The 24,306-nt window shown below is 65.1% G+C and carries 21 protein-coding genes; 8 read left to right on the top strand and 13 right to left on the bottom strand.

Features of this window, described 5'->3' with window-relative positions; translation table 11 throughout:
- Positions 1 to 3: 3 nt before the first annotated feature.
- From VN706_06920 to VN706_06900, 5 genes are all read right to left on the bottom strand, one after another.
- Entirely contained in the window at positions 4 to 729 is a 726-nt protein-coding gene (locus VN706_06920; protein HXT15345.1) for a hypothetical protein, read from the bottom strand.
- Between the two features lie 111 nt (positions 730 to 840).
- The gene (locus tag VN706_06915; GenBank protein ID HXT15344.1) at positions 841 to 3,483 is read right to left on the bottom strand and encodes an ADOP family duplicated permease; all 2,643 of its coding nucleotides are present in this window, start codon (positions 3,481 to 3,483) and stop codon (positions 841 to 843) included.
- 10 nt (positions 3,484 to 3,493) lie between these two features.
- A complete protein-coding gene (locus VN706_06910; GenBank protein HXT15343.1) occupies positions 3,494 to 3,820 on the bottom strand; it encodes a PadR family transcriptional regulator in 327 nt (108 codons plus the stop codon).
- 94 nt (positions 3,821 to 3,914) lie between these two features.
- A complete protein-coding gene (locus tag VN706_06905) occupies positions 3,915 to 5,117 on the bottom strand; it encodes a metallophosphoesterase (protein ID HXT15342.1) in 1,203 nt (400 codons plus the stop codon).
- 20 nt (positions 5,118 to 5,137) lie between these two features.
- Entirely contained in the window at positions 5,138 to 6,559 is a 1,422-nt protein-coding gene (locus VN706_06900; GenBank protein ID HXT15341.1) for a DEAD/DEAH box helicase, read from the bottom strand.
- Between the two features lie 19 nt (positions 6,560 to 6,578).
- Between VN706_06900 and VN706_06895 the strand changes: the two genes are divergently transcribed.
- Positions 6,579 to 7,295, top strand: coding sequence for a hypothetical protein (locus VN706_06895; protein HXT15340.1), 717 nt, complete (start codon positions 6,579 to 6,581; stop codon positions 7,293 to 7,295).
- Positions 7,296 to 7,301: 6 nt separating this feature from the next.
- The gene (locus tag VN706_06890) at positions 7,302 to 7,892 is read left to right on the top strand and encodes an NADPH-dependent FMN reductase (GenBank protein HXT15339.1); all 591 of its coding nucleotides are present in this window, start codon (positions 7,302 to 7,304) and stop codon (positions 7,890 to 7,892) included.
- On the opposite strand, the gene VN706_06885 is transcribed toward VN706_06890, so the two are convergent.
- Complete coding sequence (locus tag VN706_06885) at positions 7,826 to 8,200, bottom strand: YciI family protein (GenBank protein HXT15338.1); 375 nt, start codon at positions 8,198 to 8,200, stop codon at positions 7,826 to 7,828. The genes VN706_06890 and VN706_06885 overlap by 67 nt on opposite strands.
- 84 nt (positions 8,201 to 8,284) lie before the next feature.
- Between VN706_06885 and VN706_06880 the strand changes: the two genes are divergently transcribed.
- The 5 genes from VN706_06880 (at position 8,285) to VN706_06860 (ending at position 13,311) form a co-directional block, all read left to right on the top strand.
- Positions 8,285 to 9,085 (top strand): alpha/beta hydrolase, encoded by an 801-nt coding sequence (locus VN706_06880; GenBank protein HXT15337.1) that lies wholly within the window; start codon positions 8,285 to 8,287, stop codon positions 9,083 to 9,085.
- A gap of 44 nt (positions 9,086 to 9,129) precedes the next feature.
- Positions 9,130 to 9,831, top strand: a complete 702-nt coding sequence (locus tag VN706_06875; protein HXT15336.1) for a response regulator — start codon at positions 9,130 to 9,132, stop codon at positions 9,829 to 9,831.
- A complete protein-coding gene (locus VN706_06870) occupies positions 9,828 to 10,913 on the top strand; it encodes an ATP-binding protein (protein HXT15335.1) in 1,086 nt (361 codons plus the stop codon). The genes VN706_06875 and VN706_06870 overlap by 4 nt, the downstream gene beginning before the upstream one ends.
- Positions 10,914 to 11,018: 105 nt before the next feature.
- A complete protein-coding gene (locus VN706_06865) occupies positions 11,019 to 11,300 on the top strand; it encodes a hypothetical protein (protein ID HXT15334.1) in 282 nt (93 codons plus the stop codon).
- Positions 11,301 to 11,382: 82 nt separating this feature from the next.
- Complete coding sequence (locus VN706_06860; protein HXT15333.1) at positions 11,383 to 13,311, top strand: APC family permease; 1,929 nt, start codon at positions 11,383 to 11,385, stop codon at positions 13,309 to 13,311.
- Between the two features lie 185 nt (positions 13,312 to 13,496).
- Here the strand turns inward: VN706_06860 and VN706_06855 are convergent, their stop codons facing one another.
- Genes VN706_06855 through VN706_06835 form a run of 5 tightly spaced genes read right to left on the bottom strand, consistent with a single transcriptional unit; the run spans position 13,497 to position 18,831 of the window.
- Entirely contained in the window at positions 13,497 to 14,939 is a 1,443-nt protein-coding gene (locus VN706_06855) for an APC family permease (GenBank protein HXT15332.1), read from the bottom strand.
- Between the two features lie 18 nt (positions 14,940 to 14,957).
- Complete coding sequence (locus VN706_06850; protein ID HXT15331.1) at positions 14,958 to 16,367, bottom strand: dipeptidase; 1,410 nt, start codon at positions 16,365 to 16,367, stop codon at positions 14,958 to 14,960.
- A complete protein-coding gene (locus VN706_06845) occupies positions 16,364 to 17,131 on the bottom strand; it encodes an SDR family oxidoreductase (protein ID HXT15330.1) in 768 nt (255 codons plus the stop codon). Before VN706_06845 ends, VN706_06850 begins: the two co-directional genes overlap by 4 nt.
- A complete protein-coding gene (locus tag VN706_06840; GenBank protein ID HXT15329.1) occupies positions 17,132 to 18,145 on the bottom strand; it encodes a 2-dehydropantoate 2-reductase in 1,014 nt (337 codons plus the stop codon).
- Positions 18,142 to 18,831, bottom strand: a complete 690-nt coding sequence (locus tag VN706_06835) for a creatininase family protein (protein ID HXT15328.1) — start codon at positions 18,829 to 18,831, stop codon at positions 18,142 to 18,144. Before VN706_06835 ends, VN706_06840 begins: the two co-directional genes overlap by 4 nt.
- A 137-nt stretch (positions 18,832 to 18,968) precedes the next feature.
- Here VN706_06835 and VN706_06830 point away from each other — a divergent pair, with 137 nt between their 5' ends.
- Positions 18,969 to 21,044 (top strand): CocE/NonD family hydrolase, encoded by a 2,076-nt coding sequence (locus VN706_06830; protein ID HXT15327.1) that lies wholly within the window; start codon positions 18,969 to 18,971, stop codon positions 21,042 to 21,044.
- A 138-nt stretch (positions 21,045 to 21,182) separates the two neighbouring features.
- Here the strand turns inward: VN706_06830 and VN706_06825 are convergent, their stop codons facing one another.
- Positions 21,183 to 22,532 carry a HAMP domain-containing sensor histidine kinase gene (locus VN706_06825; GenBank protein ID HXT15326.1) on the bottom strand — a complete coding sequence of 450 codons (1,350 nt, stop codon included), beginning with the start codon at positions 22,530 to 22,532 and terminating at the stop codon, positions 21,183 to 21,185.
- A gap of 10 nt (positions 22,533 to 22,542) precedes the next feature.
- Entirely contained in the window at positions 22,543 to 24,189 is a 1,647-nt protein-coding gene (locus tag VN706_06820; protein HXT15325.1) for a DHA2 family efflux MFS transporter permease subunit, read from the bottom strand.
- Between the last annotated feature and the right edge of the window lie 117 nt (positions 24,190 to 24,306).

The raw sequence follows: 24,306 nt of genomic DNA, 5'->3' as shown, positions 1-24,306 counted from the left end.
CGCTCAATGGATGGTCGTCAATCCAAGAATGCTGTTGAGAATATTCGATAGAATGTTCCCGGAGCCATTCGAGAACGAGCCGTAGCGGCTCTGGTTCGCGTAGCCGTCCGCATAGCCGCGCTGAAAGCCCTGCCGGAAATAATAGTTGTAATCGGACTGCGGCACGTACGCGCCATTGTAGCCGTAGTTCGCGTCTTGATAGGCGAACGAGCGGCGATAGTCAGACCGCAGACCATCCGCGCGGTCCGCTTGACCCTGCTGATAGCCCTGAGAGTATCCGTTGTTTACCGATTGGCGAAGGACGTCGGCGCCGTATTGCGTCGTTTGGCGGGATGCACCGTTGAGCCGGTAGCGGTACGTGAGCGGAGCGGTGATGTAGGGATCATGGGCGATATCCCGCTGCGCTTGCAGTCGCTGCTGTTGCTGACGAAGGGCGTCGACGTACCGTTGCTGCTGCGCGAGTGCCGCCGCGTGACGTTGCGCCTGCAGTTGGGCCTGCTGCGCCTGCGCGGTGCGAAGCTGAGCGTTCAAGTGGTTCTGATAGTCGCGCTGCCGTTGCTGTTCCTCCGCGATTCGCCGCTGCTGCTCCTGCTGCGACACTTGGTTTCCATGATTCTGATCGTCACCGCGCCCGCGACCGCGGCCACGGCCATGGTCATCCTGTGCACCAGCGGCTGTGATCGCCAACAGCGACAGCGCCACGGCAGCGACAAACTGATTATGTCTCATCGAGAACGGACCTCTGGAGGGTAATTGGCTGACTCTTCCTCCCCAGGTGTCGCACCGCCTATGCCGTGAGGGTCGCTGCCGGTCTTGTAACGCGAAGAATTTGTCGGCCGACTACTCCAACCGCATCGCCACTACGGGGCTGATGCGCGTCGCCTGACGCGCCGGCAGCAGGCTCGCGAGCGCGCTCACGGCGAGAAACACGATCGCCGTCCCGCCGAAGCTGGCGGGATCGGTGGCGCTCAATCCGGCGATGAGAAAGGCGCTCAGCGGCGCGGTCACGAGCGCCGCGATGCCAAGTCCCAGCGCGAGTCCGAGTCCAACCTGCAGTGACGCGTCGCGCACGACGAGACGCAACAGCGCGCCACGCGACGCGCCCAGCGCGGAACGAATCGCAATCTCCGAGATGCGGCGGCTCACATTGTACGAGACGATCGCGTAGAGTCCGAACGCCGCGAGCACCAACCCGAGCAAGCCCAACGTGCCAAGCAGCGCGGCGCCGATTCGACTCGGCAACAGAGCGAATTGAAGGGCGGACGACATTGGTTCGACCGTCACGGCAACCGAGTGATCGAGGTCGCCGAGCGCGCGACGCGTCGTCGAGACGAGCGTCGCAGGGGCGCCGGTGGTACGCGCGACGACGAACGCGACGTCGAGGTCCTTTGGATGTTGGCGCAACGCCAGATAGATCGCGGCGCGCTGAGACTCTCCGAGCGTGCGGTATTTGCTGTCACTGACGACGCCGACGACCTGAAATTCGGTCTTGTCCAGGAAATGCACACGCTGGCCGAGCGGATTCACCGCGCGAAAGTAGCGGCGGGCGAACGTTTCATTGATGATGCCGGCGTTCACGCTCGTGGGCGTGTCCGTCGCGTCGAACTCACGGCCGCCGATGAGACGAATGCCCATCGTCGCGAAATAGCCGGGGCCCGCGTAGTTGCGCGCGAACTCGATGTGCTCGGGATTGGCGTTGTTGCCGATCCGCGCTGAGGTGCCGTTCGTCGAGCCGGCACGGAGCGTGAGCGGAATGCCGTCGGCGTATGCCGCGCTCACGACGCCGGGGAGCGAACGCACTCGCGCGACCGCGGCATCGAGCAGATCGAAGCGACTGTCGGGCGAGCGCGCCTGCGTGAATCCCAGCTGCGACACGAGCGTGTGCTCGACGTCGAACCCGATGCTGGTGAGCCGGGCGCTCGAGAGATTTCTCACGAAGAGAAAAGCCGTGACCAGAAGCACGGTCGACACCGTCACCTGACACACGAGCAGTATTCCGCGAGCGGAGAATCGCCGAGCTCTCAGGAATGGTTCATCACGCTTGAGCGCGGGCACGAGGGCAAGGCGGGTCGCCTGCAACGCCGGGAGAAGCGCGGATACCAACATCGTCAACACGACGACGCCGAGCGCGCCCAACAGGATCGGGCCGTCGAGCGACAAGTGCAACGCGATCGGCATCGGGATAGGCAGCGTCGCACTGTTGATCGCGCGCATACAAGCGAGACTCAGCGCCAGGCCCGCGACGGTTCCGATCAGCGCCAGCCAGAATCCTTCAATGAGAAGTTGCTGAACGACGCGCGCCCGGCTTCCGCCAATGGCAAGACGAATAGCGATTTCCTGCCGCCGTCGCGTGCCGCGCGCGATCAACAGCCCCGCGACGTTCGCGCACGCGATGAGCAGTACGAACAGCGATACGAGACCGAGCAGCGCGAAGAATGCGCCGACGATCGCCACCGACTTGCCCGTGGCCAGCGAACCGACGGGCGCGAACTCCTGCACGCCACCGTAGAGTGTGTCGCCGCGGAGTCGCTCGAGTCGTCGATCGACCGCATCCAGCCCCGCGCGTCCCTCGGCGAGGGACTGTCCCGACCGCAGGCGTCCGAGCAGCTGTACGACAGGCGCGTCGGGTTCGGCGAGCTCGGGCGCGAGCGCGCGATTCAGCGGTACGTATATCCCCGGCGCGATGCCGAAACCGACGACACTTCGCATTCGCGGCGGCAACACGCCGATGACGACGTACGACTCACCGTTGAGCATCAGCGTGCGGCCAAGCGCCGAGGTGTCCGCGCGAAGCTCGCGCCGCCAGAACTCATGGCTCACCACCGCGACGCGCGGATCGAGCTCGGCGCGCGCCTCAGCTTCTGAAAATCCTCGGCCCAAGGCGAGCGGCGTTCCGGTGACGTCGAAGAAGTTCACGGTGACGACCAGCGGTACGATCGACACGGCGGCATCGCCGTTCATCCAATTGATCTGTTTCTCGATCGAATAGCCCGCGACGCCGGCCAGCGCCCCGCTCGCGGCGATGTCGCGCCAGCGCTCAAAGCTGACGTGACTGCCATGGCTTACCTGGATGTTGATGAGCGTCGAAGGGTCACGGACGCCGGGTGGCGCGAAGACGATCGCGCGGACAAGGCTGAAGACCGCGATGTTGCCGGCGGCGCCGAGCGCGATAGACAACGTCGCGGCGATAACGAGCATGGGTTCGCGGAAGAGTGCGCGCAGCGTGCGGCGAAGGTCGCGCATCAGATTTTCGACGATGGCCACGCCGCGTGCATCGCGCGCCTCTTCGCGAACGGACTGGACGCCGCCGAAGGTGCTCAATGCCGCGCGTCGCGCTTCATCGGCGGTCATGCCGGCGGCGACATGCTCTTCGATCTGCCGCTCGATGTGCGATTGCAGCTCGCGATCGAGCTCGTTGTCGGCTCGGCGGCGAAACACGAGCGCGCGGATGCGAAGGCGGAGGACGTCGATCACGCGCGGCATTGCATCTCCTTCATGCGTCGCGAAGCGTGAGGCGGATCGCGGCCGACAGGCGCTCCCACTGCGTGAGCTCGACCTCGAGTTGCGCGCGGCCGGCCCGCGTCAGCGAGTAGAACTTGGCTTCGCGCCCCGTCTCGCTCTCGCGCCACTCCGCCCGGATCATGCCCTGACTCTCCAGGCGGTGCAGCGCGGGATATAGCGAGCCTTGCTTGATCTGCAGTACGTCGCGCGAGACGGTTTCGATTCGCTTGGCGATGGCCCAGCCGTGCCGCGGCTCGGTGGCGAGCGACTTCAGGATGAGAACGTCGAGCGTTCCCTGAATGAGGTCGGATGGTCGCACGGGGCTCGTCGCTGGCGTGATACCAAGATCATCTACAATGACACCTCGATTATCTACAATTGAACGCCGCGGCTGTCAAGCAAGACCCGCGAGACTACGCCGCGCGCGGCTTGTGGACGCGCGCCGCCGCGCGATCGGCACGGCGCAGCGTGACGAGCGTGACCTCGGGAAGGGCGCCGAGGCGGAAGGGAATTCCCCAGTAGCCGGTGCCGGGGCTGATGTAGAGCACCGATGTATCGTCGTGGTGCGCGCCCATCGCGTGCTCGAGAAACGGCGAGGCGAGACTCCAGCCGAGTCGCGGCATGGCGAACTGGCCCCAATGCGTGTGTCCGCTCAGCGTCAACGCAACGCCGCGTTCGACCAACGGAGGCCACAGCGCCGGATTGTGCGCGAACGCGATGACGATCGCGTCGGACGCCACATGTGACATCGCGCGATCGATGTCCGGCGCAACGCGCGCCGTGCCGCGCCGGCCGCCCGCGGGATCCCCGGTGCCAACGAGCGTGATGGCGTCGCCGCCGCGGTGAATCGAGCGCGCTTCGTTGACGAGCACGGTGCCAATTCCCGCCACACGCAACGCGTGTTCGACGTCGTCCCATCCGGCGTAGACGTCGTGATTGCCGGGTATCATGTAGACGCCGAGTGGAGCGTCGAGCGCGCCGATGGTGCTGGCGTAGACGGCGACGTCCTCGGCGCGGTCATCGATCAGGTCGCCGGTGACCGCGACGAGATCCGGCGTGAGCGCGCGCGTCGCCGCGACGACGCGGTTGATGAATCGCTTCGACGTGTGCGGTCCGATGTGCAGATCCGACAGCTGTGCGATGCGAAGTCCATCGAAGCTCTCGGGAAGTCCGGGGACGTCGACGTCCACGTGACGCACGACGAGACGCCGAGAGCCGAGATATCCGGCGACAAGAATGGCGGCGACGACGATCGCGACGACGCTCGCCAGCGTTCGTCCGATCAGAAGCGCATGACCAAACGGCCAACCCACGACGAGGCCGAGCAATCCCGCCGCCGCGACGAGCGGGAGCACGAGCTGCGCGTACCAGAACGGACGCACCACCAACAGCCGAAACCATGCGTTCGGGTAGAACGGCCAGCCGCGCCACCGAATGAAGACGATTAACGGAATTGTGAAGTATGTCGCGACGAGCGCCGTGACCCACGCGCCGCCGGCGAATGCGCTCGATGCCAAGACGGCGACAACGCCCCACGCAAGCACGAAGTACGTGACGACGCGGAGCGCGATCGCAAATACGCCGCGCGAACGGCGCCGAGGGCGTGAGTCGGCCATTCCGAAAGCTATTGGGTCCGCTACTTCACATCGCTGCTCGGGCCGGTTCGGCCGTGCCCACCGCGACGGCGACGACGGCGCTTGCGTGCCGCGCTCGACGCTGCCGATTCGTCGCGATATGGCGATGCCGGCGAGGTCGGAGAGGCTGACGAGGCGGATGACGCCGACGACGCCGACGATCGTTGCTGAGTCGACGGCTGCTGCGGCGGCGAACGACGCGCCTCCTTTTCCTTCGTCCGCTGCCGCTCCACCGCGCGCTGCGCACGATGCTTCGCCAGACGCTCGGCGATCGGAACCTCGAGTCTCGCGGATGGTCTCGCGTTATAATCGAAGTCCGGCAGCGTCACGCGCGGCAATGCCTTGCCCACGGCGCGCTCGATCGCTTTCAGATCGTCGGCTTCTTCGGGCGACACGAACGTGAACGCCTCGCCCGTCATCTCGGCGCGCGCCGTACGGCCAACGCGATGGATGTAATCCTCGGGTGCGAGCGGCACGTCGAAGTTCACCACGTGTCCCAGCTCCTCGACGTCGATGCCGCGCGCCGCGATGTCCGTGGCAACGAGCACGCGATACGTGCCACTCTTGAAACCCGCGAGCGCATCGGTACGCTGCGCTTGCGAGCGATTGCCGTGAATGCGCGCCGCGGCGACACCGTGCTTCGTGAGATATTCCCACAGGCGATTGGCGCGATGCTTCGTGCGCGTGAACACGAGCGCTTCGGCCATGATGTCGCGTTGTAGCAATGCGAGCAGCAGCGAGGACTTGAGCTCCTGCTGCACCGGATAGATCGCCTGCGTGATGCCGACCGCCGGTGCCGCTTTCCGCTCGAGGTTGATCGTCGCGGGATTGTGGAGCATCTCGCGCGTGAGCTCGAGAATCGGCTTCGGCATGGTCGCGCTGAAGAAGAGCGTCTGCCGCTTGGGCGGAAGATGCTTGAGCACGCGCCGAATGTCGGGCAGAAATCCCATGTCGAGCATGCGATCGGCTTCGTCGAGCACCAGATGCTGAATGTGATCGAGCTTGGCGTACGGCTGCTTGAGGTGATCGAGCAAGCGGCCCGGCGTCGCGACGAGGACGTCGACGTTGCTGCGGAACGCATGCTCCTGCGGGCCCATGCCGACGCCGCCGTAGATGGCCGCCGCGGTGATCGGCGTGTGCGTCGCGATGCTGTTCAGCTCCTCGAGAATTTGTGCCGCCAACTCACGCGTCGGCGTCACGATCAACGCACGCGTGGCTCGGCGCGGATGCGCCAGTAGGCGATGCAGCACGGGCAGGAGGAACGCGACCGTCTTGCCGCTGCCGGTCATCGCGCAGGCGAGGACATCGCGGCCTTCCATGGCCGGCGGAATGGCGTCGTTCTGGATTGGCGTGGGGCGGACGAAGCCCAGCTCCTTCACGCCTTTGAGCAGATTGGGTTCGAGCTTGAATGATGCAAATGACATCACGAAAGGTAGTCGCTACATGACGCCGTTGTATCGGCCGGCCGCGACGTGCGGCGGGTTGGCGTGGTTGGTTGCATTCACTCGTATCATTCACGGCATGCCCACCATCGAGCGCTTGACGGCGCGTGTCGTGTTTGCGACGACGCTGTTCGCGACGACGGTGTTCGCGGCGCCGGCCGTCGCCCAGTCGATTCCCGGCGCCGTCCTCGCCGTGCGCGAGCCGCATCACCATCTGACGTATCAAGATTCGGTGATGCGAGTGTTGCGCGTCCGCGTCGCGGCTCACGACACCACGCTCCTCCACGAGCACGATCCCGACTACTTCTGGATCTCGCTCGGGGCAAGTCGGTTGGTCGACGCACGACCCCGCGTGCCGGACGCGACGATCGACTCGAAGGATTTGAGCATTCACCACACGCCCGGACACTTCGCGCACGTCGCGCGTAATCCCGGCGACGTTCCCTTCGACAACATCACCGTCGAGTTGCTTGGTGCGCAGTCACACGTGCGCAATCTCTGCGAGCCGGCGATGGCCGCTCAGCCGCGGTCGCCGGCCGCGACGAGTGTGTGGATCATTGCACTCGATACCATGCAGACCCGTGCTTCCCTCGTCGTTCACGGTGGGCGATGGATCGGCGGGGTGTATCGCCCACGCGGAACGGATTGGTCGATCGAGAATCGCGGCTCTGGTTCCGCGAAGATGATCACCGTCGCCGCACTGCCATCGTCTCGGTAACGCACAGTGAGACAGCTCAGGATTCTCACCGTTTCCGGTAGTTTGCGCGTCGTCTCGTCGAGCGGTGCGGTGCTCGACGCCATCGCGCGATTGGCGCCGAGCGATGTGATCGTCGAACGGTACAGCGGCATGGCGAGCTTGCCGCACTTCAATCCGGACGTCGAGGAAGTTGCGTTGCCGCATGAAGCGGCCGAGTGGCGCGCTCGCGTCGCAGCGGCCGATGCGCTCCTGATCGCGAGCCCCGAGTACGCGCACGGCGTCCCGGGATCGCTCAAGAATGCGTTGGACTGGCTCGTCGGTGGTCCGGAATTCGTCGACAAGCCCGTCGCGGTCGTGAATCCGTCGGCGCACTCGAAGTTCGCGCACGTGCAGCTCATCGAGACGCTGCGGACGATGTCGGGAAACGTCGTGATGGACGCATCGGTGACGCTGCGAGCGCGCCCCGCCGCCGGAAATGCCGATGCGATCGTCGATGACGCCGAGCTCGTGGCGCTACTTCGGTCGGCGCTTGCGGCGTTGTGCGATGCAACTCAGAGCGGCTCGCCCTCCTCGTACATCGGGCGCACTTCCGTTTCACCCTCCCATTCGGGCCAGTGAATGCGGTGCAGCTCCATGAACTTGATGGCCTCCTGAATTGCTTCCTCCCGCGACGCCAGGTTCATGACCGAGAAGCCGCCGATGACTTCCTTCGTTTCGGTGAAGGGGCCGTCGGTGGTGACGATCTTTCCCTTCGTGATGCGAACGCGAGCGCCCTCGGCGGTACGCCGCAGGCCGCCGAAGGAGACGAGCTTGCCCTCGCGGGCGGCGTCCTGGCCGTACTGGTCGATGGCGGCCATGAGGGCGGCGGGAGGGGGGCCGGAGCGGTCGAACGATTCGTCGCCTTTGACGATCATCATGAAGCGCATGCAGAAGCCTCGGGATTGGGGTTTGAAAGGGCGACGAATGAGGCGCGTTAAAATCGACAACTGCCCAGCAGTTTACGATTCTTCGTGACACTCGACCATCTTACCTATACCGACACCGGGACGGGCGCTCCAATTGTCCTGATCCACGGCAGCGTCGACGACATGCGCACCTGGAGCTACCAGACCGCTCCATTCTCCGCGCACCACCGTCTGATCACGTACAGCCGGCGCTACCATTGGCCGAACACCGGCGCCGATAGCGCGACCGCGTATCGGGCAACGGACCACCGCGACGACCTCGCCGCGCTGATCGAGGAGCTCGAGCTCGGACCGGCCCATCTCGTCGGGGCCAGTTACGGGGCGGTGGTCGCCCTGCTCTTGGCGGCGACTCGCCCCGAGCTCGTACGCTCGCTCGTCCTTGGCGAACCGCCGGCGTTCAACTTTCTCGATCGCGCCGAGCTGGAGGCGAACTATCGCACCCAGATCCTTCCGGCGAAGGAAGCCTACGACGCCGGCCGCCCGATCGACGGTGTTGAGCATTTTCTAAACTCGATCGTTGGGCCAGGCGCCTTCGCGCGTTTTCCGCGCGGCGCGCGCCAGGTCGCGCTGGACAATGCACCCGAGTTCGGCCTCGAGGCGCGTTCGACGCCCGAGGAATTCTTTGGGCCGCTCACCGCGAGCGATCTTCGCAGCATCCAAACGCCCGCGCTCCTCGTCCGCGGCGAACGCAGCCCCGAAATCTTCGGCCGGGTCATCGACGTCCTGCGATCGAACTTGCCGAACGCGCGGTACCTCCTCGTGCCGGGTGCGTCGCACGCCATGCACCGACACAACGCGCCGCTGTACAACACGGCGGTGCTCGAGTTTCTTGATGCCGTCGGCTGACGCGCCGACTGGTCAACGCAGGCGAACCGCCGCAGCTTATTCGCGTGGAGCACGATCTCGTTCTCGTCATTGACGACGAACCGCAAATCCGGCGCGTGGTTCGCAACGCCGTCGAAGCCGGCATCGGCAAGGTCATCGAGGCGTCGACCGGCCGCGCGGGCATCGACCTCGCCGCGGCCGAGCGTCCGTCGCTGATCATTCTCGATCTTGGGCTGCCCGACGTCGACGGCGCGGACGTGTGCCGGTCGATTCGCGCGTGGTCGGCGGCGCCGATCGTCGTCTTGTCGGCGCGTGGCTCCGTCAACGAGAAAGCGGCGCTCCTCGATGCCGGCGCCGACGACTACATCGCGAAACCATTCAGCACGATCGAGCTGCAGGCGCGCGTGCGCGCCCAATTACGGCGCGCACGGCTCGCGCCCGCGGCGGTCCCGGCGCACGTGCTCGAGATCGACGGCGCGTCGATCGATCTCGCGAAGCCGTCGGTGAAGCGCGACGGCGTCGCGGCGCATCTCACGAAGACCGAATGGCAGCTGCTGCGAACCTTGATTCAAAACGCCGGGCGCACGATGACGCATCGCCAGCTGTTTCATGCGGTCTGGGGGAACTCGCACGGCGACATGCAACAGTACTTGCGCGTGCACATTCGCAGCATTCGCCGCAAGATCGAGCGCGATCCGGTGCGTCCGCGCATCATCGTGACGGAGCCCGGCGTCGGGTATCGCTTCGAGAACGAGCTGCCGCCATGAGGATTCGCTCATCATCGCGGTGGTTCGTCTGGACGGTCTCGTTCGCGGCGCTGACCGGCGTGACCGCGGCGATGGTCGCCGTGCGCGACCGGCTGAACGCGGCGCATGTCGCGCTCGCATACCTGATCGTCGTACAACTCGCCAGCGTGCGCGGCGGACGAGCGCTCGGCCTGTCGCTCGCGGTGACGTCGTTTCTCGCCTTCAATTGGTTCTTCCTGCCGCCGTACGGCACGTTCGCGATCGCGAACCCGATCGACTGGTTCGTGCTCGTCGCGTTCTTGATGACGAGCATCATCGCCGCCGAATTGCTCTACCGCGCGCAGGCACTCGGCGCGGAGCGCGAGCGCCTGGAAGCGACGACGCGCCGAGCGCGTTCGCTCGAGGAAACGAATCGGTCGAAGGATGCGGTGCTGGCCGCGGTGTCGCACGACCTCCGCACGCCGCTGACGACGATCAAAGGCCTCGCGCACGAGATCGCCGACGCGGGCGACGAACGCGCGGAGATCATCGAGGAAGAGGCCGATCGGCTCAACGCCTTCGTCGGCAAGCTGCTCGACTTCTCGCGCGTCACGATGGGCACCGCCGCACTCGATGTGCAGCCCAACGAAGCGGAAGACTTGCTCGGCGCCGCTGCGCAGCAGGTACAGGGGCGGCTCGACGGACATCCGCTGGTGCTGCATGTCGAACCGTCGGACGGCATGCTGTTCGGCGGGTTCGACTTCGTGCAAACGCTGCGCGTGCTGGTCAATCTCATCGACAATGCGTCGAAGTACTCGCCTGCCGGCGCGCCGATCGAGGTCGGCGCGCGGCGTCGCGACTCGTCGCTCGAGTTCTGGGTCGCGGACCGCGGATCGGGCATCGCGGAGAGCGAACGCCAGCGCATCTTCGAGCCGTTTTATCGGCGTCCCGGCGAGGCGTTGAACGTGGCGGGCGCGGGGCTCGGGCTATCGATCGCCCGCGGGATCGCCGAGGCGCAGCGTGGGACTGTGACGCTCGCGGCGCGCGAGGGGGGAGGGAGCGTGTTTACACTGACGGTGCCGGCGATCGATCTGGATGCGACGAGCAGCGGGGACGAGTCGTAGTCGCGTCGACTTTCATTTACGAAAGCTTCACGCAACGCGGCACATCCTTCACGCCGCGCATATGCGCCGCGATCCAGCGTTCGGAGAGTATTACCGGACTCTATCATGCGCCTTCCAACTCACGTTCGCCTCCTCGACGCGTCGGACCCCGAGCATGGCGGACCGATCGACAAGCTCGAATTCGAGGTCGCGCTGGCGGCGCGGCTCAAGGCGGGCGACCTGGTGTTGTGCGCGGCTGGCGACGTCATTCCGGCGACGGGAGACATCGTCGAAGGAACGGCAACCATCGTCAACGACACGTCAACCGAGGTGGCGTCTCGGCGCCGCCGAATTCCGCGCGGCAGTCAAGTCGTGTCGGGCTATGTCGTGATTCGAGTCGCGGGGTAATTCCCGCCGACAACCCCCAAATTTCACGGAATCTTTACGCGGCTCGCGCTCTATTTCGATGAGTAGCCTCGAGAGAGCCGTAATGACCACCGCGTACTCCCAACTCAAACGACTCGTTTTCGGCCAGCCGCTCGCGTCCGATCGGCTGGAGCATGAACGATTGAACAAGAAGACCGCGCTCGCGGTCCTGTCCTCCGACGCGATCTCATCGGTCGCATACGCCACCGATCAGATTCTGTTCGTCGTCGGCGGCGCGCTCGGCCTCGCGTCGCTCAGCTATGTTCTGCCGATCTCGGCCGTCATCGTCGGGCTCCTGGTGCTCGTCGGCATCTCGTACAGCCAGACGATTCGTGCCTATCCGGGCGGCGGCGGATCGTACACGGTCGCGAAGGAAAACCTGGGAACGTCGTCGGGACTCGTGGCCGCGGCGGCGTTGCTCACGGATTACGTGCTGACGGTGGCGGTGTCGATCTCCTCGGGCGTCGCCGCGATGACGTCGGCCTATCCATCGCTCATTCCGCATACCGTGGTGCTTGGCGTTGCGTCGATCGTGCTTCTCACGATCGTGAACTTGCGCGGCGTTCGCGAATCGGGTGTCGTGTTCAGCGTACCGACCTATGCGTTCATCGCGATGATGCTCGCGCTCATCGGCTTCGGGATCTATCACGTGCTCCTCGGCGATCTCTCGGGCGTCGTGATCACGTCGCCCAAGCTCGATCCGCATACGGCCGCGGCGCATCCGACGGGTGTGGCAACGGGGTTCGCGTTCTTCTACCTGCTGCTGCGCGGCTTCGCTGAAGGATGCGCGGCGATGACGGGAACCGAGGCGATCTCGAACGGCGTGCAGGCGTTCAAGGAGCCGGCGCGCTCCAATGCGCGTCGAACGCTCGGGTGGATGGTGACCATCCTCGCCGCGTTCTTTTTGGGCGTCAGCTATCTCGCGCAGCATTACGGCGCCATGCCGACGGCGGATCAAACGGTGCTGTCGATCCTCGGCCACCGCATCTTCGGCAGCGGCATTGCGTACTACGCGTTGCAATACTCGACGTTCGCCGTCCTCGTGCTTGCCGCGAACACCGCGTTCGCCGACTTCCCGCGGTTGTCGAGCATTCTCGCGCACGATCGCTACATGCCGCGACAGTTTCAGGCGCGCGGCGATCGATTAGCGTTCTCTAACGGCATCGTCACCCTTGGCGCGGTCGCGCTGCTGCTCGTGGTGATGTTTCGCGGTGATACTGCTCGCCTGGTACCGCTCTACGCGCTCGGCGTGTTCGTCTGCTTCACGCTGTCACAGGCCGGCATGGTGATGCACTGGATGCGCTCGCACGATCCTGGCTGGCGTTGGCGTGCGGGACTCAACGGCCTGGGTGCCGCGGCGACCGCGCTCGTCGCGATCGTGCAGGTGGTGACCAAGTTCACCGCGGGCGGCTGGATCGTCGTCGTGATCATTCCGGTCATCATCTACGTGCTGAAGCGCATTCACAGCCACTACGAGCATTTCGCGGAGGAAGTCCGGTACACTGGACAGTCTCCGCTCATGTTCCTGCATCACACGGTGGTCGTGCCGGTGAATGGCATCACGAAGCCGGCCGCCGGCGCGCTCGTGTATGCGACGACGATCTCGGAGGACGTTCGTGCCGCATACATCGAAGTCGATGCGGCCGCGACCGCCGATCTGCGTCGTCAGTGGGATGCGTGGGACATCGGCGTCGACCTGGTGGTGCTGCCGTCGCCCTATCGTTCGATCCTGCGTCCGCTCGTGGAATACGTGGACGGACTTGCCGCGCGCGGCGAGGCGGATTTGGTGACCGTCGTCGTACCGGAGATCGTGCCGCGCAGCTGGTTGGGGCATCTGCTGCACAACAAGACGTCGCTGTTCATTCGCACGGCGTTTCTCTTCCGGCCGAATGTGGTGGTGACGGCGGTGCCGTATCGGATTGGCCGGGCGGCGCGGCTGCGGCAGCGCGCGGTGCATGATGATTCGCTGGATCTGGATCTCGTGTCGTCCTGAGCGCCGCACTCGTCGTCATCCCGAGCGAGCGGAGCGAGTCGAGGGACCCCCGTGCGCCGAGGAGAACTCCTCCGCCGGGACGGGGGTCCCTCGACTCCGGCGCTACGCGCCTCCGCTCGGGATGACAGGAGGCGGCACGCTACGCGCCTCCGCTCGGGATGACAGGAGGCGGCGACGCGCGCGCCTCAGGATGACACAGCTACCGGGTCCGCCGCCGCCCGCCGCCGCGCCGAGGCATAGATCGCCACGCCGACGATATTCGCGCCGACGATCACCATCGCGATCTTCCCGGCGAACGACAATACGCTCGTCACCGCGATGATCGGGAACGCCGACAGCACGACGTACAGCACGGTCATCATCAGCCCGGAGAACGAGACAACGCGCAGCCAGACCGGCGGCCGCGGCGTCACGTTGCGCAATCCGAAGATCGGAATGGCGAACATCACGATGTATGTCAGTGCATAGAACATCCCACTCGCGTTGAACAGCAGCTGAAACGCCTCGGCCTGCCCGACACCGATGAGACTGAGCAACGCCATGCCAAACGCGATGGCGCCGACGAGCGCGATCGAATTCACCGGCGTGCGATAGCGCGAGTGGAGCCGGCTGAACCACGCCGGCAGCAATCGATCCCAACCCGCGACCATCGGCAGGCGCGTCACCGCCGTGAACGCGACGCTCGTCTGCGCGATGCGCATGAACAGCGTCAGCAGGATGGCGATCGTCACGAGCTGCGTGGCGATGCCGAATGGCCCAAACCCGGCTCGCAGTACCTGCGCCACCGGTCCGATCAGGTCGATGTCCTTGGTCGGGATGTACGCGATGACGGTGCTCGTGCCCAGCACGAACATCAACGCGATGATCGGCGCGGCGATCATCACCGACCGCCCCACGGCCTTCGACGGCGAGCGGGTTTCGCCGGCCAGAATCGCCACGTACTCGAAGCCGCCCAGCGCACCAAAGGCCAGCTTGCCGAGTATGTTAAGATTATATAATGAGAAATCTGGTACAGCCGTCTTGAAGGGATGATACGCCGGCAAGTGCCCCGTCGCCAGCCCGATCAGCGGCATCACGATCAGCGAGCCGAAGATCACCAGCATGATCACGCCGCCGGCGTTGTGCACCCACTTGCCCACCGATAAGCCGATCGTCGATGCCACGACCATCAGCGACAACACAATTGCCGACGACAACCCCACGAACCACGTACTCTTGGTGATCGCATCCGCACTCGGCCCGATCGCATAGCCGATGTACGTCGCGCACTGGAGCCCGATCTCCGACGTGTTCATGATGACGTACAGCCAGAGATTCCACGCCAGCATGAACCCGACCGCTTCATTGAAGCCGAACTTCGCCCACTGATACAGTCCGCCCTCGAGCGGCATGAGCTTGTTCAGGTAGATCACCACGGCGGCCGACGGCAGATAGAACAGCACGAGCGCCAACGACCACATCACGACGTGCGAGGCCCCAAGCTTCCCCGCGACGCCAATCCACGTCAGCCCAACGATGAACAGGATCTGCGTGAGCGCCAGATCGCGCACGCCCAGCTCCTTGCGCAGCGACGCACTGTGCTCTTCGACCTGCGCTTCGCCGCGCGCCAGCTCCGTCGATGCCGTCATCGTTCGATCATCAGCAACTCACCCGCGATTCGGTTGTTCGCCGAGTATGGTCCAGAGCCGCGCCCATGCCTCGAGCCCTTCGTGCAGGCGATGGATGCGGAAAAACTCGTTCGGCGCGTGATAGTCTTCGTCCGCCGTCGAAAACGAAAAGAACACCGTGTCCAATCCCATGTGCCGTTGAAATAATTCCGAGATCGGAACGGTGCCGCCCATGCGCACGATCAGCGGCGGTACACCATATACGGCGCGCAGCGCCGCACCCGCTGCCTCGAGCGCGTAATGATTGGCCTCGATGTGCGCGGCCCGGGCGCCGTGTCTGCCGGGGCGAATCGCGAGCGTCGTCCCCGGCGGCACGCACGACTCGAGATGGCGCGACACGAGCGCCACGATCTCGTCGGGATCCTGATCGGGCACCAGGCGACACGTGATCTTCGCATGTGCCTCACTCGGAATCACCGTCTTGCGGCCAGGTCCGAGATATCCGCCCCACATCCCGTTCACCTCGAGCGTTGGGCGCGTCCACAAACGCTCGAGCGTGCGGTAGCCCGCCTCGCCGAACGTGGCCGGTGCGCCGACTTGCTCCAGATACACCGCTTCATTGAATGGCAGCGCCGCGATCGCCTCGCGTTCGGAAGCGCTCAGGTCACGCACGCGATCGTAGAATCCAGGGACGGCGACGCGCCCCTCATCATCGTGCAGCGAAGCGACGAGCCGCGCGAGCGCGTGCAGCGGATTGGCGACACCGCCGCCGTGACGCCCCGAGTGAAGATCCTTCGCCGCGCCGGTCAGCGTGAGATCGAGCGACGCCAACCCGCGGCTCGACACCGTGAGCGACGGCTCGTCGATGCGCCACATCGCGCCGTCAGCCGACAGCACCACGTCGGCGGCGAGCAATTCCGTGTGATCGCGAATGAACACGTCGAGGCTCGGAGATCCGATCTCCTCCTCGCCCTCGAACATACATTTGACGTTGATGGGTAGCTGTCCAACTGTTTCAAAGAATGAGCGCGCGACCGCGATCGGAATCAGCATCGGCCCTTTGTCGTCCGACACGCCGCGCGCATAGAGACGTCCATCGCGAACGCGCGGATCGAACGGCGGGCTCTGCCACTTGTCGACGGGATCCTCGGGCTGCACGTCGTAATGCCCATACACCAACACCGTGAGCTTGCCGGGGGCGCCAAGCCACTCGCCGTACACCACGGGATTTCCCGCGGTCGCAATCGTGCGAACGTCGAACGGTCCCGCTTCTCTGAGCTTGGCCGCTACCCACTCGGCCGCGTTCTGCACGTCGCCCGCATAGGCCGGATTGGTGCTGACGCTGGGGATCGACGCGAACGCGACCAGCTCGCGCAGAATCTTCTGTCGATTCGCCGCGAGATGATCGAGCACCGATTGAATGCCGGCGGTCGCTCCGTCGTCGGTCATTTGCCTCCGTCGATGCAGATGACCTGGCCCGTAATCCAGTTCGCGAAGTCGGACGCGAAGAACAACACGCCGTGCGCAATGTCATCGGCCGTGCCGAGCCGCTTGAGCGCGATCCGCTCGACGAGCGCGCGCTGGCCGTCGTCGCCGTACGATTCCCACTGTCGTTCCGTCGCGGGATTCGACCGCACGAATCCCGGCGCAATGTTGTTGACCGTGATCCCCCACGGCCCCAGCTCGTGCGCGAGTTGCCGCGTCAATCCGATCTGCGCGGCTTTCGCCGACGCGTACGCTTGAATGCCCGTGAGGCTGATGCCAAGTCCCGCGCCGCTCGAGATGTTGACGATGCGCCCCGCATGCGCCGTCTTCATTCCCGGCGATACCGCCTGCGAGCAGAAGAACGCGCCGCTCACGTTCACGTCGAAGATGCTCTGCCATTCCTCGGGCGGCACGTCCTCGAGCGGGCGACCGACCTGTCCGAGCACGCCACCCGCGTTGTTCACGAGCACGTCCACGCGGCCCGTTGCCGCCGAGGCTTCCGCGACGAATGCGTCGACCGCGCTCTTGTCACGTACGTCGACGACGCGCGTGACGCATCGGCCCGTACATCCGCCGCAGATGCGCCGCGTCTCGAGCAGCTCGGGCTCGATGACGTCGCATGCCCACACACTCGCTCCGCGCTGCGCGAACGCCAGCGCGATCGCTCGGCCGAAGCCATGCGCCGCGCCGGTGACGATGACGGTCTTGCCGGTGAATTCGATATGCATTCAGATCGCGTTGGCTCGAATGGACTGAAGATTGTCGATCGAAAGTGAGCGTCGGCCTTGCTCGATCTCGTGAATCATCTCGACGATCCGTGCGGTGAGCGGCGTCGGTACGCCGGCCTCTCGCCCGAGAGCAACGACGATGCCGAGCTGCGCGTCCACTTCGGTCGGTCGCTTGCGGACCGCGAGATCGCGCCAGATGCCGGAGTGTGATTTCGCCGATCGCCGATTGAACGCCACGAGCGCATCGAGCGACTGCTCGGCCGCGCCGCTCGGCGCATCGGGGAGATACGCCGCCGGATCAAACCCGTCGAACGACTCGGGCGTCACACCGCGCGCGCTTGCGACGGCGAGAATCTCGCGTGCAAGGTCGATGTAAAGATCGCGATGGTGCGGCATGGCGAGCGCGTCGGCGATCGAGTCGTCGGTGAGCGCCGTCGCGAAGAGCACGGCGCCGTACGCTGCCTTCCCCCACAAATAGCCCCAGATATTCCCGGTCGCTATCGCCCGTTCGTCGAAATCACGCCATGCATCGCGAATCGCCAGCGCGCGCGGCGACATGCGTCCGTCGATCTCACCGACGACGACCGCCCCGCGGCCACCAAAATGGATGACGCCCGGTTCGAGATAGTCGGCGCCGAAATTCACGAAGGCGCCGACAGTACGTTCGCGGCCGACGACGTCGGCGATCTCGAGCTCGTTCAATCCATTCTGCGCCGAGATGACGCAGCCGCCGGCGGAGAGATGCGGGCACAGTGCGCGGACAGCCGAGGTGGTGTGATGGGCTTTGGTGGCGAGAATTATCGCCGGCCATTCGCCGCGCAGCGTCGACGGTGTGAACGCAGGGAGCTTCACGTCGAACTCATCGATCGGTCCGGCGATGCGAAGTCCGCCGCGCTCGATCGCCTCGACGTGATCCTCAACGACGTCGACGACCGTCACGTCGTGACCGGCGCGCGCGAGATACGCGCCCATCGTTCCGCCGATGGCGCCGGCACCCCAGACCAGAAACTTCATTCCCCCCACGAGCCGGTGAGCAGCGCGCGCGTCTCCTCGACGGCGACCTGCCAGATCGCATTCATGTCGGCGTCGGAGCGCTGATACACGCCGCCATAGTTGCCGTCGCCGATGTAGTCGCGCAGCGACTCGGGATCGAGCAGCCGGACCTTGGCGATGTCGATCATCTCACGTTGATGCGACGGCATATCGACGTCGGGCAGCCGGGTCCACGGAAAGTTTTCCATCCACGATCCGTGCGATGCGACCGGGTCGATCGCCATCACCTTCTCCCACGTGCGCGGCGCGTTCCACCAGTTATGAAACATCACTCGGCACTGGGGATGATCCGCCGTCCACTCCGGCACGTACTGTTGCACGGCGCTGTTGCCGCCGTGTCCGTTCACGATCAGGATGCGCCGAAATCCGCTGTTCGCCATGCTGTCGAGAATGTCGCGCACGACTCGCAAATGGGTCTCGACGCGCAGCGAGATCGACCCCGGGAAATTCCGGAAGTACGGCGTCACGCCATACGCGACGACCGGGAAGACCGGTATGCCGAGCGGTTCCGCGGCTTCCGCGCCCACGCGCTCGGGAAGAATGCAATCTACGGTGAGCCTGAGATGGCTATGCTGCTCGGTGCTGCCCAGTGGAAGGATGGCGCGGTCGTCGTGCTTCAGATACGACTCGACCTGCATCCAATTCATGTCGCTGATACGCACTCGCGATTCGTGCTCCGTTGCGGACGCGACAACATACGGTGCGGGCGCATCAAGAGCGAGACGATTCATCGTCGCCGAGCACAGTCTGGCGCCGAAGCCCGACGCCGCGCATTGTGTCGCCCATGAAATACTTCGGACGCCCGACACTCGCCGCCGCCGGGACACTGGCGGTCCTCGTGGCGTGCGCTACTGCGCCGTCACACTCCCTCGCCGGCGACTGGGACGCGTACCTCGCGAACGGCTCGACGACCAACCCCGGCTTCGAGGGCTGGCGACGCATGGGGTTCGCGCATTTCACGAGCGACTCGGGCGCGCCGGGACTCATTCGCCGGCGTACGGGCGAAACGATGCTCGACGTCCGCGGCATCACGAGCCACGCCGACTCCGTCACCCTGACGGGAACGAACGGCCAATCCGTAGCGGGCGCTTGGCGCGGCGACACGCTCACCGGCGTCCTGCTCGCGAACGGTAAGCCATCCGGCCGCCGCATTCGTCTCGTGCGGCGAGCCACGCCATTCACTGCCGAGCGGTCGTATGCGCTTTGGCCCGGCGCGGTGTCGGATTCGCAGTACGCCGTCACCGAAGACACGCTCGTCTTCATGACGACGCGCGACGGGGCGCGTCTCGCGAGCTACATCGCGCGGCCCGCCGGCAACGGACCGTTCGGCGTCGTGCTGCAACGCACTCCGTATACGCGCATTCTGCATCCCGCGGGACGCTTCTGGGCGTCCCATGGCTACATCTTCGTCGCGCAGCACGTGCGTGGCCGCGACGTTTCCGACGGAAAGGATTTCGGCGATTACGACACCGACGTGCGCGACGGATATGATGCGGTCGAGTGGGCCGCGAAGCTGCCGGGCGCGAACGGCAAGGTGGGATTGATCGGCCACTCGGACGAAGGGCGTCTCGCGTGGTACGCCGCGGTGAGCGCGCCGCCGCATCTCGCGGCGATCGCGCCGTCGGCGGCGACTGGCGATCCATGGCGCATCGTCCCCTACGAAGACATGGTGTTCTCGCCGATCAATGTCGACTGGGCGTGCCTGATGCGTGCGCGCACGCTCCAGAATACGAGCGAGTTGGACATCGGCTCCGCGCTCATGCATCTCCCGCTCAGCGATCTTCCGCAGCGGCTCGGCTGCGGCGACGTGGCGCTGTGGGATCGATGGATCGCGCATCCGACGCTCGACGCGTACTGGCGCGCGCACGCGGTGACGACGAACATCGCGAACGTGAAGGCACCGGTGCTTCAGATCTCCGGCTGGTACGACGACTCGCGCGGGCCGATCGACTACACGGATGCGCTGAACAAGGTGCCGGGCCATCCATTCATGCGGCTCGTCATGGGTCCTGGCGCGCACAAGGGAGTCGACTACGTTGCGGGAGAGTTCGGCCCGCAGTCGCGCGTCGACACGCGCATGCTCCAGCTTCGCTGGTTCGACCACTACCTGCTCGGCAAGGACAACGGCGTCGATCGCGAGCCGCCGGTGGACATCTTCGTGTTCGGCGACAACGTGTGGCGAAAGGAGCAGGCGTGGCCGCTTGCGCGCGCGGTACCGACGAACTGGTACGTGTCGTCGAACGGCCACGCGAACACGAGCGCGGCCGACGGCCTGCTCGACACGATTCCACCCTCCGGCGCCCCGGCGGACACGTTTACGTACGATCCCGCCAATCCGACGCCTTTTCTGATCGATTCCCGCGAGCTCGAGACCTCGCTGAACGAGGATTACACTTCTCTAAACGCGACGCGCCGTGACGAGCTCGTGTTCACCTCCAAGCCGCTGGCGAAGCCGGTGGAGGTCACCGGCCAGATGTCGGCGACGCTCTGGGCCGCGACCGACGCGAAGGACACGGACTGGGACGTCATGCTGCTCGACGTATTCCCTGATGGTCACGCGCAGCGGGTGCAGGACGGCGTGGGCCGCGCGCGATTCCGTCACGGGTTCGAAAAGGAAGTCCCGCTCACGCCCGGTAGCGTCGAGCGCTACGACATCGACGTGTGGTTCACGTCACGCGTGTTCGAGCCGGGTCATCGGCTGCGCGTGACGGTGTCGTCGGCTCTATTTCCGAAGTACGACCGCAATCTGAATACGGGCGGGAATAACGAGCGGGATAGTACGTTCGTCGTAGCGCACCAGCGGCTCGTGCATGATGCACAGCATCCGTCGCATGTCACGTTGCCGGTGGTGCCGAGATAGACGCGTCCCGCGCGCACAACAAATAACAACGATCAAGTCCGACAAAATCCGACAACATCGGGAAACTGATCTTGTCAGATTTTGTTAGATCTGGTCGTAATTCTCGGTTGTTTTTCGTTTTTCAGACCCGGTCGCCCGCTACGCGGGCAACCACAACGTGAACTGCGCCCCACCACCCTCGGCCTCCCCAACCTCGATGTCCCCGCCGAGTGCACGCGCCAGGCGACGGCTGATCGCCAGTCCCAGACCACTGCCCGTCGTCGAACCCTGCGTGCCGGGCGCGCGGTAGAACTCATCGAAGATTCGGTCGCGCAAATCGGGCGGAATGCCGGGGCCGTTGTCCACGACGCAAATGCCGACGCGCGGATCGCCGTCCGGCGCACGCGTCGACAATACGATGCGACCGCCCGGCGGCGTATACTTGATCGCGTTCGACACCATGTTCGCGATGATGCGCCGAACCCGCGCCGCGTCGGTCATGATCACCATCGGCTGCGTCGGGCGCGTCACGACCATCTCGATCTGCTTCTCGGTCGACGCCGCGCGATAGTCGTCGGCCAGCTCGTCGACGATCGTTCCGATTTCCGCCGGCGCACGCTCGAACGACAATCGGCCCGCGTCCGCGGCGGCGACGTCCAGCAATTCAGCGATCGTCCCGAGCGCGACGTCGACCAACCGCCGGACGCGCCGCACCATCGCCACCTGCTCCGACGACAGCGGCCCGCCAATCCCTTCCTCGAGCAGCTCCGCATATCCCTTCGCGGCGCCGAGCGGATTCTTCACGTCGTGCGTCACGCCGTGAATGAGCGAGGAGCGCGCTTCCACCGAACGCGCGAGCGCGGCGCGATCCTGCTCGATCGCTTGCGCCAGCGCCAGCACGCGCCGCCCCGACCAGAACACCACGCCCATGGCCGCAAGCGCGATCGGCCCCAGGATCGCGATGGTGACGACCTCGAAATGTGCGTAGCGCCGAACCTCGATCCTCGTCTCGTCGAAGACGCGCGTCAGGTAGTCGTCCAGCGCTTCGGCGGCTTGCAGGACATCGAGCGCGGTGTTCGCGGTGTTCGATGAATTCTCCAGCGCGACGCTCGTGTCGGCGCGCTGATGCCATGAGCGCGCGAGCGCGCGAAACTCCACGAATCGCTCGACGGCCTCCGGGCTGATACGCCGCACGAGCGAATCGAGGCCGCGCTCATCGTCGATCTCGCTGGCGCGCGTCGCGCGGCGAATACTGTCGACACGCTGGGCCGGCATCCGGCTCGCCGCGTCGCGCAGATACAACTCCGTCGCGAGCGCCGCCTCGAGATCGTTCACGAGCACGCGCGCCTGATCGCTCACGTCGCCCCGATTTTCGCGCAGATGGCGCACGCGGTAGCTCACGGCGATCGGAATCGCGAACAACAGCAGGAGCGACGCCACGACGAACGCCGTCGGCGCCCATCGTGACGAGCCGATATGACGTGCAACCGACGGTGAATCTGGCGTCATGCGGTCTCGATCAGTGCACCTCGGCCGGCGCCGCCCGGTTCTTCGGCTTCCGCAACATCAACACTGCCGGCGCCACACACACGAACGACAACAAAATCAACATCCACGCGTCGTTGTAACCGAGCATACTCGCCTGGCGCATCAACGTTCCTTCCACGGCTTTCATCGCCTGCGCCTGCGCCGTGGCGAGCGACGCGCCCTTCGAGATCATGCCCGCGACAGTCGCTTGAAATCGCGCGTCGAACGCGGGATTCCCTGAATAAATATTACTGACGAGATCGGCGCGATGATACTGAATGTGCCGCGACAGATACGTCGTCAACACCGCGATGCCGAACGACCCGCCGAGTTGGCGCGACAAGTTGATCAACCCCGACGCCTGCTGCGCCTCGCTCGGCTCCAGACTGCCGAACGCCACGTTGTTGATGGGCGTGAACAGGAGACCCATCGCCGCACCGCGAATGATCAGCGGCAACCGCGCATCGGGCTCGCCGGCGGCCGAGCTGAGATGACCCAGCTTCCACATCGAGACGAGGAAGAGAAAGATGCCGCAGAAGATCAGAATGCGTGGATCGACGAGCGGCCGGCGTCCGTTCAGCGCCTTGCCGCACACCAGCGCGAGCGCGGCCGACGCGAGACCGCCGGGAAGCATCGTCAATCCGGTCATCGTCGGCGTGAAGCCGAGAATGCTCTGCGTGAACAGCGGAAACAGGAACGTGCCGCCGAACAATCCGAAGCCGAGCACCACGAACAGGAAGATCGACGCGGCGAGATCGCGATTGTGTAACACACGGAACTGAATGATCGGATGCTTGTTGCGCTTCGACAGCTCCCACCACACCATCGCGACGAGCGAAGTGACGGCGAGAATCGCGAGGCGTGTAATCGTCGCGTCCTGAAACCAGTCCTTGCGATTGCCTTCCTCGAGCACGTACTGCAGCGGCCCAACGCCGGCGATCAGCAACGCAATGCCGAGCCAATCCACCGGACCCGTCCGCCGATCGCCCGGCGGATCATGCAAAAAGCTCGTCACCAGAAATGCCGAGACGAAGCCGATTGGAATGTTGATGAAGAAGCACCAGTTCCACTGGTAGTTGTCGGTGATCCATCCACCGAGCGTCGGGCCCACCGTCGGCGCGACGATGACGCCGAGCATGAAGATGGCCTGCACCATTCCTTGTTCTTCGCGCGGGAAGATTTGGCGCAACGTCGCTTGCGCCGTCGACAGCAGCGCCGCACCGCCCGCGCCTTGCAGCAGCCGCCACGCCACGAGCTCGCCGAGGCTGTGTGAGGTGCCGCACATGAACGACGCGAACACGAACAACAGAATGGAGAACGTGAGATACCGCTTGCGTCCGAACGTGGCGGCGAAGAATGCAGTCATCGGCAGCACGACGACGTTCGACAGGATGTACGACGTGGCCACCCACGCGATCTCTTCCTGGGTCGCGCCGAGATTACCCGCCATCTGCGGCAGTGAGACGTTGATGATGGTCGTGTCGAGAATTTCCATCATCGCCGCGGTGATCAGACCCAGCAGAATGAGCCAGCGGTATTTCTCGACGTCGGTCGTCTTGTGCTCCGCTGCCGCCGGCGGTGCCGAGGAGGCGCGCGGGATGTGACCGACGGTCGCGCTTGTCTTGCTGCGATTTGCCACGTGTCGTTCGAGAGAGTCGTTGAGAGTGTCGTTGACGAGTGTCGTTAGCGAGTCGAGATCCGCCCCGCCGTACGACCAAGTACAGGATGCATGCCTCGTTGCCCGCGAGACCGCGGC

This window comes from Gemmatimonadaceae bacterium (assembly GCA_035606695.1).
Taxonomy (GTDB): Bacteria; Gemmatimonadota; Gemmatimonadetes; order Gemmatimonadales; family Gemmatimonadaceae; genus JAQBQB01.
Note: the sequence above shows the minus strand (reverse complement) of the source record. Positions and strands in the feature narration are given on the sequence as shown.